The sequence below is a fragment of the Promicromonospora sp. NPDC110617 genome (assembly GCF_055598465.1).
Window position 1 is genome coordinate 1,483,261 of sequence record NZ_JBVKBM010000002.1, and the last position, 12,515, is coordinate 1,495,775.

General features: G+C 72.1%; 12 protein-coding genes. 4 read left to right on the top strand and 8 right to left on the bottom strand.

Annotation, left to right across the window (positions count from 1 at the left end; translation table 11 throughout):
- Positions 1–103 precede the first annotated feature (103 nt).
- Complete coding sequence (locus ACZ7LE_RS17400; protein ID WP_470404482.1) at positions 104–1,450, top strand: SGNH/GDSL hydrolase family protein; 1,347 nt, start codon at positions 104–106, stop codon at positions 1,448–1,450.
- 77 nt (positions 1,451–1,527) lie between these two features.
- Here the strand turns inward: ACZ7LE_RS17400 and ACZ7LE_RS17405 are convergent, their stop codons facing one another.
- Positions 1,528–2,280, bottom strand: a complete 753-nt coding sequence (locus ACZ7LE_RS17405) for a TSUP family transporter (protein WP_470404483.1) — start codon at positions 2,278–2,280, stop codon at positions 1,528–1,530.
- A 139-nt stretch (positions 2,281–2,419) separates the two neighbouring features.
- Between ACZ7LE_RS17405 and ybaK the strand changes: the two genes are divergently transcribed.
- Complete coding sequence (gene ybaK, locus ACZ7LE_RS17410; RefSeq protein ID WP_377231006.1) at positions 2,420–2,926, top strand: Cys-tRNA(Pro) deacylase; 507 nt, start codon at positions 2,420–2,422, stop codon at positions 2,924–2,926.
- A gap of 3 nt (positions 2,927–2,929) precedes the next feature.
- Here ybaK and ACZ7LE_RS17415 read toward each other — a convergent pair whose 3' ends face one another.
- The gene (locus ACZ7LE_RS17415) at positions 2,930–3,343 is read right to left on the bottom strand and encodes a YccF domain-containing protein (RefSeq protein WP_470404484.1); all 414 of its coding nucleotides are present in this window, start codon (positions 3,341–3,343) and stop codon (positions 2,930–2,932) included.
- 259 nt (positions 3,344–3,602) lie between these two features.
- On the opposite strand from ACZ7LE_RS17415, the gene ACZ7LE_RS17420 reads away from it, so the two are divergent.
- Both ACZ7LE_RS17420 and ACZ7LE_RS17425 read left to right on the top strand, forming a co-directional pair.
- A complete protein-coding gene (locus tag ACZ7LE_RS17420) occupies positions 3,603–4,352 on the top strand; it encodes a YggS family pyridoxal phosphate-dependent enzyme (protein WP_470404565.1) in 750 nt (249 codons plus the stop codon).
- Positions 4,353–4,484: 132 nt separating this feature from the next.
- Complete coding sequence (locus ACZ7LE_RS17425) at positions 4,485–5,024, top strand: GNAT family N-acetyltransferase (protein ID WP_470404485.1); 540 nt, start codon at positions 4,485–4,487, stop codon at positions 5,022–5,024.
- Positions 5,025–5,120: 96 nt separating this feature from the next.
- Here ACZ7LE_RS17425 and murQ read toward each other — a convergent pair whose 3' ends face one another.
- The 6 genes from murQ to ACZ7LE_RS17455 all read right to left on the bottom strand — a co-directional run bounded on the left by murQ (position 5,121) and on the right by ACZ7LE_RS17455 (position 12,344).
- A complete protein-coding gene (murQ, locus tag ACZ7LE_RS17430; RefSeq protein ID WP_470404486.1) occupies positions 5,121–6,080 on the bottom strand; it encodes an N-acetylmuramic acid 6-phosphate etherase in 960 nt (319 codons plus the stop codon).
- On the bottom strand, positions 6,077–7,948 hold the full coding sequence (locus tag ACZ7LE_RS17435) for a glycoside hydrolase family 3 N-terminal domain-containing protein (protein ID WP_470404487.1): 1,872 nt from the start codon (positions 7,946–7,948) through the stop codon (positions 6,077–6,079). The genes murQ and ACZ7LE_RS17435 overlap by 4 nt, the downstream gene beginning before the upstream one ends.
- Positions 7,945–8,859 carry a carbohydrate ABC transporter permease gene (locus tag ACZ7LE_RS17440; RefSeq protein ID WP_470404488.1) on the bottom strand — a complete coding sequence of 305 codons (915 nt, stop codon included), beginning with the start codon at positions 8,857–8,859 and terminating at the stop codon, positions 7,945–7,947. Before ACZ7LE_RS17440 ends, ACZ7LE_RS17435 begins: the two co-directional genes overlap by 4 nt.
- Positions 8,856–9,779 (bottom strand): carbohydrate ABC transporter permease, encoded by a 924-nt coding sequence (locus tag ACZ7LE_RS17445; RefSeq protein ID WP_400546433.1) that lies wholly within the window; start codon positions 9,777–9,779, stop codon positions 8,856–8,858. Before ACZ7LE_RS17445 ends, ACZ7LE_RS17440 begins: the two co-directional genes overlap by 4 nt.
- Positions 9,780–9,794: 15 nt before the next feature.
- Positions 9,795–11,075, bottom strand: coding sequence for a sugar ABC transporter substrate-binding protein (locus ACZ7LE_RS17450; RefSeq protein ID WP_470404489.1), 1,281 nt, complete (start codon positions 11,073–11,075; stop codon positions 9,795–9,797).
- Positions 11,076–11,267: 192 nt separating this feature from the next.
- The gene (locus tag ACZ7LE_RS17455) at positions 11,268–12,344 is read right to left on the bottom strand and encodes a lipoate--protein ligase family protein (RefSeq protein ID WP_470404490.1); all 1,077 of its coding nucleotides are present in this window, start codon (positions 12,342–12,344) and stop codon (positions 11,268–11,270) included.
- Positions 12,345–12,515 lie beyond the last annotated feature (171 nt).

Here is a 12,515-nt window from a genome sequence, read left to right on the forward strand (position 1 = left end):
CGTTTTGCCGAATGTTTACCCCAGTGCGGCCGTGGCATAAACTCCGCTATTGAAGATCCGGTCAGCAGTGCCGCACCGGCACTGCCTGGACACAGGAGTGCCAATGACGACGCACCTGCCCTCTCCCGACCGCTCCGCCCATCACTCCAGCCACCACTCCAGCCACGGCTCCCACCACCGATACCGACACCCGCACGCCCGGCGGACCCTCGCCCTGCTCGTCTCGACCTGCCTCGCCGCCACAACGATCGCGGGCGCCACGGTCGCGACCGCCGCTCCCCGGCCCGCTGCCCCCGTGCCCGCCGCTCCCCTGCCCGCCGACGGCCCCGGCGTCGGCACCCCGTGGGTCGTGACCCTCGGCGACTCCTACATCTCCGGGGAGGCCGGCCGCTGGGCCGGCGCCTCCAACAGCGACTCCGACCGGGCCGACGCCCTCGGGCCGACCGCCTACTTCGACAACCCCTCCGGCACGGGCGAGACCATCGCACGCTGCCACCGCGCCTCCTCCGCCGAGGCCCACATCGGCGGCGGCGTGAACGGCCTCAACCTCGCCTGCAGCGGGGCCACGACAGCCACCTCGACCGGCACGAACTTCAAGCCGGGCATCGACTTCTACGAGGGCTCCGCCGGCAAGGGCCAGGCCCGCATGCTCCAGGAGGCGGCAGCCACCCGGAACGTCCGCATGGTCGTCGTCTCGATCGGCGGGAACGACTTCCAGTTCGCGAGCGTGGTCCAGAGCTGCGTCGTCAACTTCCTCACCTCGCCGACCTGGTGGAAGAACTACTGCCACGACGACAGCTCGGTCACGGCCAACTTCACCGCATCCAACGTCGCCACGATCCGGGCCCGCGTGGCGGGCGCGCTCCGCAACGTCGCGACCGCGATGAGCAACGCCGGGTACAGCACCGGCCAGTGGACCCTGGTGGTCCAGACCTACCCCTCGCCCGTGCCGAACGGCTCCGGGATCCGCTACGCGGAGTCCGGCTACACCCGCCAGTCCACGGGCGGCTGCGGCCTGTGGAACCGGGACGCCGACTGGGCCAACTCCACGGCCCTGCCCACCATCAACGGCGCGCTGCTGGGCGCCGCGTCCGACGTCGGCCTGCCGAACGTCCGCACCCTCGACATGACGCACGCGTTCGACGGCAAGCGGCTGTGCGAGACCGGCGTCGGACTCTACGAGGAGGTGGGCCTGCCGAGCTGGCAGTCACCCGGTGCCGTCGACCGGACCGAGTGGGTCAACCAGATCCGGACCGTCAGCACGATCGGCGACTCGCCCTACTACGTCCAGGAGTCGCTGCACCCCAGCTACTGGGGGCAGCTCGCGATGCGCAACTGCCTGCGACAGGTCTGGAACGCCGGCAACCCGCGCAGCGGAAGCTGCACGGTGGGCAATCTCGGCACGGCGCGGCTGACCCCGACGGGCGAACCGCTCATGTCCCTCAAGTAGCCCCTCCACACTCCGTCACGTGTCAGACGTACAGGTCACCTCGGTGACCTGTACGTCTGACACGTCCGGGGGTGGGATCAGAACAGGTCCAGCAGGCCGCGGCCGAGGGTCGCGAACCCGCCCACGTAGGCGAGCGTCACGAGCACCTTGCGCGTGGCGCTCGCCGAGATCCGCCCCACGAGCAGCTCGCCCAGCCCGACGGAGGCCAGGAGCGCGACGCCGATCGTCACCCACTCCCAGACCGCGAAGGCGGGGAACGTGGCGTCGGCGAAGAGCAGCTTCGCCGTCATCGCGGCGAGGGCGTTGGTGAGGAAGATCGGCTGCGCGGTGGCCGCGAAGTCGCGCGGGTCCCAGCGGTCGAGCACGGAGTAGACGGCGATGGGCGGGCCGCCGATCCCGGCGGCGACGCTGCCGAACCCCGCCGCCGCGCCCGTCACCAGGAGCGGCAGCCGCGCGTCCGGCGCGAAGGGCCGCTCCGCGCCGCGCAGGCGGGAGGTGACCAGTGCGAGCGTCATGGCGACCACGACGACGGCGCCCACGCCGATCTCCAGGGCGGACGCGCTCGCGTCCCGGATCACCAGGGCCGCCGGGACGCTCATCGCGACCGAGGCACTCACCAGCCAGCCGTAGCGCCGCCAGTTCACGCGGCGGATGGTGCGACCGAGCACGAGCAGCGCCATCACCGCGCCCACGAGATTGACGAACAGGACGCCCTCGATCGGGCCGACGAGCAGCACGATGAACGGTCCGGCGACGAGCCCGAAGCCCATTCCCGCCACGCGTTGCAGGGAGCCCCCGACGAGGATGGCGAGGACGAGGAGGGCGAGCACGCCCCCTACGCTAGCCACGTAGTTTCCGACCGGACTCCAGGGGAATGCCGCCGGAGCCCGGGCCGCCGACGCCGGTCCTGTGGAGTCCGTACCGCAAAACCGTTGCGCCGGCGTGCGACCCGCACGGCACAATCGCGTCGTGGCCAAGAACTCGAAGTCCGCCCGCGCCAGCCACGGGACGCCCGCCGTCGTGACCCTCGAGAAGTCCGGCGTGCCGCACACGCTGCACCCCTACGAGCACGACCCGTCGAGCGAGCTCAGCTACGGCATGGAGGCCGCGGAGGCGATCGGCGTCGACGCGCCGCAGGTGTTCAAGACGCTGCTGGCCGACGTCGACGGGAAGCTCGTGGTGGGCATCGTGCCCGTGGACCGCAAGCTGGACCTCAAGGCCCTGGCCCGCGCGGCGGGCGGCAAGAAGGCGGCGATGGCCGAGCCCGCGGCGGCCGAACGGGCCACCGGGTACGTGGTGGGCGGCATCTCGCCGCTGGGACAGAAGACCCGCCACACCACGGTGCTGGACGAGTCCGCCGAGGCGTTCGACGTCGTCTATGTGTCCGGCGGCCGGCGCGGGCTCGACGTCGGCCTCGCGCCGGCCGACCTGCTGACGCTCACGAACGGGACGACGGCCCCGATCGCCCGCGACTAGGCCTCAGGCCGCGGCGACCTGCTTGCGGTACGTCGGCAGCAGCGCGTCGCTCGGGACGATCTGCTTGCCGAGCGGCATCAGCGAGACCGGGATGAGCTTGAGGTTGGCCCAGGCCATCGGGATGCCGATGATGGAGATCACCAGCGGGATCGCGGTGATGATGTGCCCCAGCGCGAGCCACCAGCCCGCGACGATCACCCAGATGACGTTGCCGATCAGGGAGAAGATGCCGGAGCGCGGGCTCTCGATGACCTCGCGCCCGAACGGCCACAGGGCGTATCCCGCGATGCGGAAGGACGCGACGCCGAACGGGATGGTGACGATGAGCAGGCAGCAGATGATCCCCGCGAGCATGTACCCGAGCCAGAGCCCGAACCCCGCGAAGATGACCCAGATGATGTTCAGCAGCGTTCTCATGGGACTCATCCTTCCGTAGAGCAGCAGGTCACGGAACCAGGCACCTCCCTGATCCGACCCTGAGCGTCCCGGCACGATCCGGGACTCCGCCGGGCCCGCACGCAGGCTCCCGTCCAGTCTGCCGACGTCCGCCTGCCCCGGCACCCCGAAATAGACTCACCCCGTGCCCGACCAGCCCCAGCCCGCCACCCAGCCCCCGGCAGCAGAACCCCCGGCAGCAGAACCTTCGGCAGCAGAGCCTTCGGCAGCGCAGCCCCCGGTGCCGCCGCCGAGCGCCTCCGGCACGGTCGCCGACCGGCTCGCGACCGTCCGGGCCCGGATCGCCGCGGCTGCGGACGCCGCCGGGCGCGGCCCGGACGAGGTGCGCCTGCTGGTCGCGACCAAGACGCAGCCGGCGGACGCCGTGCTGGAGGCGCTGGCCGCCGGCGTCGACCTGATCGGCGAGAACCGGGTGCAGGAGCTCGTCGCGAAGGCGCCCGCCGTGGCCGGCCGGGTGGCGGACGGCACGCTCCAGGTGCACATGATCGGCCACCTGCAGCGCAACAAGATCAACCAGGTGCTGGCCACCGCGACGGGTCTGGAGACGCTCGACTCGCTCGACCTGGCGCGCGCCATCTCGGACCGCTGCGTGCGCGACGGCCGCACCGGCAGCACCGCCCTGGACGTCATGGTGCAGGTCAACGTGACCGGCGAGGACAGCAAGTCCGGCGTCGGGCCGGATGACGCCGGAGCGCTCGCCACCGCCGTCGCCGCCCTGCCGGGCCTGCGCCTGACCGGGTTCATGACCATCGGCGCGCGCCTGGAGGGGTCGTCGGAGGAGGCCGTCCGCGCGGGCTTCGCCCGGCTGCGCGCGATCCGCGACGAGGTGCTCGCGTCGGGGGCGCCGGGGACGGGTTCCGCGACGGAGCTGTCGATGGGCATGACCGGCGACCTGGAGCTCGCGATCGCGGAGGGTGCCACGATCGTGCGGGTGGGTACGGCGGTCTTCGGCCCGCGCCCGGCGCCCTGACGGGCGCCGGCCCCGCATCGCCGTCGTGACCGCCACCACTCTTTGACCCAGGTCACAGACGTGCGACCACCCCGGCGGCTAACGTCTTCGGGTTCCCCACCGACCCCGCCGACTCCTTGGAGTGATCGAGCCATGTCCACCGTCACCGTGCTGCGCCCCGCCACCGACGCCGACATCTCTCACCTGGTGAGTCTGAACAACGCCTCGATCCCCGCCGTCCCGGACACCCCGGCCGACGACATGACCGAGCTGCTCGACGCGTCGTCGCTCGCCCTGGTCGCCGTCGACCCGCAGGCGCCCGCGGAGCCGCTCGGCTTCGTCGTGGCGCTCGAGGGCGGCGAGGACTGGGAAGGCGAGAACTACGCCTGGTTCGAGGAGCGCGGCCTCGACCACCTGTACGTCGACCGCATCGTGGTGGGCGAGGGCGCCCGCGGCCGTGGGATCGGCCAGCTCTTCTACGACGCCGTGTTCGACGCCGCCCGGACCGCCGGCCACGACGTCGTGACGTGCGAGGTCAACCTGAACCCGCCGAACCCCGGCTCGATGCGCTTCCACGGCCGCCTCGGGTTCTCCGAGCGCGGGCAGCAGCTCACCAAGGGCGGCGACGTGCTGGTCGCCAAGCTCGCGGCCGACGTCCGCTCCGCCGGTCCGCGCCGCGCCCTCGCCGCCTGAGTCACCGGAACCGACGGAGTCGGCAGCTGGCATCGAGATCGGCACAGGCCTGTGCCGATCTCGATGCCGACTGCCGACCTCAGCAACCGCGCCCGGCTACGCCGGTTCGATCCCCAGCCGCGCCAGCGCCTCGCGCACCGACGGCCCGCTGAACCGTCCCGGCTCGACGGCCAGCGCCGTCAGCGCCGCCGAACGGTCCACGCCCGCCACGAGCATCACGAGGGCGGCCCGCAGGTCGCCGTCGGTCGCCGCGAGCGCGTTGGCGCACACGTCGGACTCCAGGTCCGTGGCCTGCGTGAGCAGGCGCACCAGGCGCTTGCGCAGCTTCTCGTTGGTCGCCAGCACCTCGACCATCAGGTTCGAGTAGGTCTTGCCGAGCCGCACCATGACGGCGGTAGAGAAGGTGTTCAGCACCATCTTCTGGGCGGTGCCCGCCTTCATGCGGGTGGAGCCCGTGATGGCCTCCGGACCGGTGTTCACCAGGATGGGCACGTCGGCCTTGGGCGCCAGGGCCGCGAACGGGTTCGACGCGAGCAGCACGGTCCGCGCCCCGCGAGCGCGGCCCCGGTCGAGCGCTCCCCCGACGTAGGGGGTGTTGCCGCTGGCGGCGATGCCGAACACGACGTCCGCCGGCCCGACGTCGGACACGAGCGCGGCGCCGGCCTCGACGTCGTCCTCCGCGCCCTCGGCCGCCTTCTTGAAGGCGCCCAGGCCGCCCGCCAGGTGCGGCACGAACATCTCCTCGCCCACGCCGTACGTGGGCAGGAGCTCCGCGGCGTCCAGCAGGCCCATGCGGCCCGACGTGCCCGACCCGACGTAGTGCACCCGGCCGCCGGCGCGGATGCCGTCCACCGCCAGGTCGATCGCCTCCACGATGCGCGGGTGCGCCGCGCGTACCGCGGCGATGACGGCGGCGTCCTCGTCGGTGATCATGCGCACCATGTCCGCCGTGGAGACCACGTCGATGTCACGGGTGCGCGGGTTGCGCTCCTCGGTGGGTGAGACCGGGCGCGGCGCCGACTGTGCGTGCCGTTCGAATCCCGCTTCCGCGATCATCGGCGAGCCCCCTTCGTTCTGCTTGCGCTGTGCTCTTGGACTTCGTGTTCGTACTGCTCGATCTCGTTCCGCGGCCCCACGCCCCGCAGGCGCTGGGCGGCCGCTGCCGCGTTCGCCCGACCTGTCCCGCACGCCACCACGACCGCCGGTCCACCACCGCTCAGCGTCCCGAACCAGTCGCCGACCGGCCCGGGCAGTCCCGTGTGCACCACCACCAGATCCGGGCGCACCGCCCAGAGCCGCTCCAGCCGGCCCCGTTCGACCGAACCCGGGACGGGTTCACGGGTGATCACGACGAGCGGTTCGGCCTGGCGCGGCGCGCCCTCAGGAAATTCTGCGCCACGCTCGGTGCCGATTCTGTCGAGATCCGCCGATACACCGTACCGGGTGAATCGGGCAATAAGCACTCCAAGTCCATCATCGTCCAGTCCGAGCCCCTCCGACAGGGGCTCGGGCAGGGTTCCGGGCAGCACGTCGGGCGAACCTTCGGGCCGGACCCCGGACGGCGCGTTCTCCGCCGGCCACTCCCGCGCGCCCGGCCAGACCTCGGCGACCGCCGTCTGGACGTGCCGGGCCGTGCGGCCGGCCGCGTGGTCCAGCCGCACGCGCAGGTCCACGACGTCGGGCCGGGCGTCCGGCGGGAGCGGCACCAGGTGGGCGCCCCGCACCCGCACGACGGTGTCGGCGATGCCTGCGCCCAGCTCGGCCAGGTCCGCGAGCGCCCGCCGCGCGGCGTCGGCGTCGGTGACCGCGCCCACGGCGGCCCGCCGGGCGTGGACCGCGGCCACGAGCGCGCGTGTTCGCGCCCCGGACTCCTCCAGTCGTTCCACGCTGACGCGCCCGGCGGCGACGGCCTCGCTCAGGGCGTCGTACGACTCGGTGTACAGGGCGGGGTCGAGGCCGAGGCAGAGCAGGTCCGCGCCGGCCTCGACGGCGCGGACGGCGGCCTCGCCGACCGAGCCGGTGAGCTCGCGCAGCGCGCCCATGTCGAGCGCATCGGTCACGATCGGCCCGTCGTGCCCGAGCTCCCGCAGCAGGCGCGACGCCGCGGGCTCGATCGACGCGGGCGCCGGGCCGACGGCGGGGAACAGCACGTGCGCGGTCATGACGGCGTCGAGCCGGGACTGGTCGCGGCGCGCCGAGTCGAGCCGCGACGCGTCGGGCCCGGACTGCTCCGCCCCGAGCTGCCCCTCGGGGCACAGGGCCCGCGCGAACGGGACGAGGTCGCGCGCCCGGACGACGTCGAGCGGCTCGTCGACGACCGGCAGGCCGACGTGGGAGTCCACGGTCGTGGCGCCGTGGCCGGGGAAGTGCTTGCCGCACACGCCGACGCCCGCGCTGCGCACGCCGCGGGCGAACGCGATGCCGTGCCGGGCGACGTCGTCGGGCGTGGTGCCGAAGGCGCGCACGCCGATCACGGGGTTGTCGGGTTCCGAGACGACGTCGAGCACGGGGCCCAGCAGCAGGTCGATGCCGGTCGCGGCGAGCACGCGGCCGAGCGCCCGTCCGGCGTCGAGCGAGATCGCGCCGCCCGGCAGCGCGCCGAGCGCCGCCGCGCCGGGCAGGGACGAGCCGCGGGCGGCCTCCAGCCGCGACACGTCGCCGCCCTCCTCGTCGACGGCGATGACCAGGTCGGGCGAGATCGCGTGCAGCGCCGCGGACAGCGCGGCGGTGGTGGCGACGTCGGGCGTGTTGCGCGCGAAGTAGACGACGCCGGCCAGGCCGGCGCGGGCGGCGTCGGCCAGCCAGGCGGGGACGCCGGCGCCGGCGGGCCCGGCCGCGTTCTCGAACCCCGGCAGGAGCACGCCGTTGACGGCGCGCTGCGTCCGGCCAGGCTCGGGCCGGCCGGCCTCGGGCGTGTCGGTCACTCCTTCACTGCCCCCGCCGTCAGCCCTGAGGCGAGCCGGCGCTGGACGAGGATGAAGAAGACCATCACGGGCACGGTGATGATGGTGGACGCGGCCATGATGGCGCCCCAGTCGTTGGAGTGGATGCCGAAGAACGAGCGCAGGCCGATCGCCACCGTGTAGTTCTCGGTCGCCCCGCCGAGCATCGTCATCGCGAAGATGAACTCGTTCCACGCCGTGATGAAGCCGAAGATGCTGGTGGCGACCAGGCCGGGCGCCACCAGCGGCAGCAGCACGGACCAGAACATGCGTCCCCAGCTCGCGCCGTCGAGGTAGGCGGCCTCCTCCAGCTCGACCGGGACCGCCGCCACGAACCCCCGCAGCATCCAGATCCCGAACGGCAGGGCGAGCGCGACGTAGACCACGATCAGGCCGGTCAGGGTCTCCAGGAGCTGGAGGTCGCGGACCTGCACGAAGAGCGGGATGACGAGCGCCTCGAGCGGCACCATCTGCACGATGAGCACCAGCATCAGGATCTGGGTGCGCAGCCGGAACCGGAAGCGGGCCACCGCGACGGACGCCAGCAGCGCGAGCGCCGAGGAGATGAGGACCGTGCCGAGCGCGACGAGCAGCGAGTTGCGCAGGAACGTGCCGAACCCGCCCTCCGTCAGCACGAACACGTAGTGGTCGAGCGTGGGCTCGGCGGGCCAGAAGCTGCTGGTGTGGCCGGCCTGCGCGTCGAGCGAGCTGTTCAGCATCCAGTAGACGGGGAACAGCGTGAACACGAGCAGCAGGGCGACGAGCACGCCCTTGCCGAGCTGCCGCAGAGGCGACCGCCGCGCGGTGCGGCGCAGCGGACGGCGGGCGGGCCGGGCGAGCGCGCCCCTGGTCGCCCGTACGTGGCCGGCCGAGCTCTGGCGCGTGGTGGTCATCGTTCCTCCTCCGCCAGGACGGTGCGCACGTAGACGGCGGTGATGACGAGCAGCAGCACCGTCAGCAGCACCGCGATGGCCGAGCCGAAGCCGTAGCGGTTCTGCCCGAACGACTCGACGTACGACCACACGCCCAGGTTGAGCACCGACCGGTTGGACCCGGCGCCGCCGGGCATCAGGTAGACCTGCGCGAACACCTTGAAGTCCCAGATGGTCGACAGGATGATCACGACGGCGAACACCTGGCGGAGCTGCGGCACGACGATCGAGAAGAACCGGCGGAACGACCCGGCGCCGTCCATCTCGGCGGCCTCGAGCATCTCCTTGGGCACCCCGAGCAGCCCCGCGAGCACGGTCACCGCGACGAACGGGAAGCCGTGGTGGATCACGTTGAGCAGCACGATCGCGTAGAAGGTCCACCGGTTGGTGAACCAGTTGGTCGGGTCGTCGAGCAGGCCGAGGCTCATCAGGACGTCGTTGAAGACCCCGCGGTCGGCGTCGAAGATCCACACCCACACGTACGTGCCGGTGACGGCGGGCATGGCCCAGGCGGCCATGATCGCGCTGGAGGTGACGGTGCGCCAGAACGTGCCCAGCGAGGCGAGCAGAACCGCGACGGCCGTGCCGAACGCGACGGTGCCCGCCACGGACAGCACCGCGAACCCGACGGTGTTGGGCAGCACCACCGTCCACAGCTCGGGCGTCGCCAGGATCTCCCGGAAGTTCTCCAGGCCGATCCAGTTCGGCTCGCCGGTCGTGATCTCCCGCAGGCCGTAGTCCTGCAGCGAGAAGAGGAACACCCGCACCAGGGGCCACAGCAGCAGCACCGCCAGGACGGCCAGGGCGGGGGCGAGCAGCAGCCAGGGCCGCACGACGGCGGCCCTGGCCCTGCCCAGGCGCGGAACGGTGGCTGTCGCCAAGGAGTCAGCCAAGGGTCACTCGGAACCGTTCAGCAGGCCGGTCATCTCCTCGGCGGCGGCGGTGCTCGCCTCGGCGACGTCCGCGTCCCCGGAGAGGATCGACTGCATCATCGTGCTCGTGGTGGCCTTGGCCTGCACCGCGCCGTAGGTGGGCGCGGCGGGCACCGAGGCGCCGCCGTCCACGAACTGCTCGGCGAACGGCGCGACCAGCGGGTCGGTGCTCTCCAGCGTCTCGTCGAGGAGCGACACCTGGCCGGGGAAGTACCCGGACTGCTCGGCCCACTGCTGCGCGAACTCGCCGGTGGTCATCATCTCGACGAACGTCCAGGCCAGGTCCTTGTCGTCGGCCGTCTCGAAGACACTCAGGTGCGAGCCGCCCAGGACCGACGGCGCGATGCCGCCGTCCTGGCCCGGGATCGGCACGGCGGCGAACTTGCCCTCCATGTCCGCGTTGGCCTCGACGATCGCGCCCGGCGTCCAGGAGCCCATGACCGCCATGCCCACGTCGCCCGCGGCGAAGGAGTCGAGCACGTCGGTCTCGCGCCACGTGGTGGCGCCGGCCGAGGAGTAGTCACCCTCGGTGGCCAGCCCGGTCCAGAACCCGATGCCCTCCTGCGCCTCGGGGCTGTCGAGGCCGGAGGTCCAGGTGTCACCGTCGAGCGTGGCGACCTCGCCGCCCGCGCCCCACACCCACGGGTAGACAGTGAACTCGGCGTCACCGGGCACGGCGACGGCGATCTTGTCGGGGAACTCCTTCTTGAGCGCCGCCGCGGCGTCCTCGATCTCGGCCCACGTGGTGGGCGGCTCGACGCCGGCCTGCTCGAACAGCTCCGTGTTGTAGACCAGCGAGCGCACACCGGCGTACCAGGGCATGCCGTAGAGCTGCTCGTCGTAGGTGCCCGCGTCGACCAGGCCCTCGACGAGGTCGTCGGTGACCCCGGCCGCGTCCACGTACTCGTCCAGCGGGGCGAGCGCGCCCGCGTCGGCAAACTCGGGGGTCCAGGTGGTGCCGGTCTCGGCGACGTCGGGGGTGGTCCCGCCGGCGATGGAGGTGACGAACCGGTCGTGGGCGTCGCCCCACTCGACGAACTCGACGTCGAGCGTCGCGCCGGTCTCCTCCTCGAACGCGGTCGAGACGTCGGCGAAGAAGTCCTCGGCACTGGGGTTGGTGCCCTGCATGATCCACACGCTGAGGGTGCCGTCGCCCTCGCTGTCGCCCCCGCCGCCTCCGCCGCAGGCGGCCGTCGTGGCCGCGAGAAGCAGTGCTCCGGTGGCTGCCGCCACGGGCCGTCGCATCGCTCGAGTCATCCTTCGGCTTCCTTCCGCTGGTCCTGCGCCGGGCGCCGCGAGAGTAGCCAAATGACATTCCTGAGAAATGAACTTCCCAATACGCGGCATTGCGTGGAGATTACTGACCGGGTGAAGTGCATGCTAGGGGTGTTACCAAACCGTGATTGCCCATCATGGCACGCCCCCTTTCACCCCCGGCTAAGGCACGCGCGCGGTCCATTCCGGAGTGCCGAACTTCGACTCGACCAGCTCCCGTGCCAGCGCCCACTCGTCGGCCGTGACCTCGCCCGGCACGGTGCGGTACCGCTCGCGGAACGACGCCTCGAGCGCGTCGATCACCTCGGCCCGGCTGAGCCCCGTCTGCGAGCGCAGCGGGTCCACGCGCTTGCTCGCGCTGCGGGTGCCCTTGTCGCTGAGCTTCTCCCGTCCGATGCGCAGCACGTCGGTCATCTTGTCGGCGTCCATGTCGTAGGCCATGGTCGCGTGGTGCAGGACGGCGCCCCCGGCGAGCCGCTTCTGGGCGGCGCCGGCGATCTTGCCGGCGGGCGAAGCGATGTCGTTGAGCGGCACGTAGGTGGCGTCGATGCCGAGACCGTGCAGGGCGCCGATCACCCAGTCGTCGAGGAACGCGTAGGACCGTTCGAAGCTCAGCCCGTCGACGAGCGAGCCCGGCACGTACAGGGAGTAGGAGATGGTGTTGCCGGGCTCCATGAACATGGCGCCGCCACCGGAGATCCGCCGGATCACGCGGGCCCCGTGCCGCGCGGCACCCTCGGGGTCCACCTCGTTGCGCAGCGACTGGAACGATCCGATGATCACCGCGGACTCGTCCCACTCCCAGAACCGCAGGGTCGGCCCCCGGCGCCCGGCACCCAGCTCCTCGGTGAGCACCTGGTCGAGCGCGACGTTCAGCAGGGGCGAGACCGCAGGGGTACGGATCACCTGGAACTCGTGGTCCTCCCAGGCTGTCGCGTGGCCGAGCGCGCGGCGCGCGGCGACCGCCACGGCGTCCGCGTCGAAGCCCACGGCGGTGGCGCCGTCCAGGGCCTCGCGCACCGCCTCGGCGAGCTGCGCCTTCGACGCGTCGGCGGGCATCCCGTCGAGGGCCGCGCCCATGGCCTCCAGCGCCTCGTCGGGCTCGAGGAAGAAGTCCCCGCTCACCCTGGTGCCGGTCAGCCGGCCCGGTGGACCGGCCGTCCCGTCCGCCCCGGCCCCGACGACCTCGGTCTCGACACGAACCAGCTTTCCGAGTGGAACCTTGAACTCTCCTCGCACGTGTTCACAGTAGGCGACGGTGCCTGTGGTGTCCGACGTCGGAGCGAGCCTTGGGTACGGAAGGTGAGGTCCGACGTCGGGCACGTCCGATATTTGGCGAGAAGAGGCGTCAGAACAGACCAGAATTTCCTCTTCTCTTTAGACAACCTTGCCCTGGTTTCGTGTCAGAAT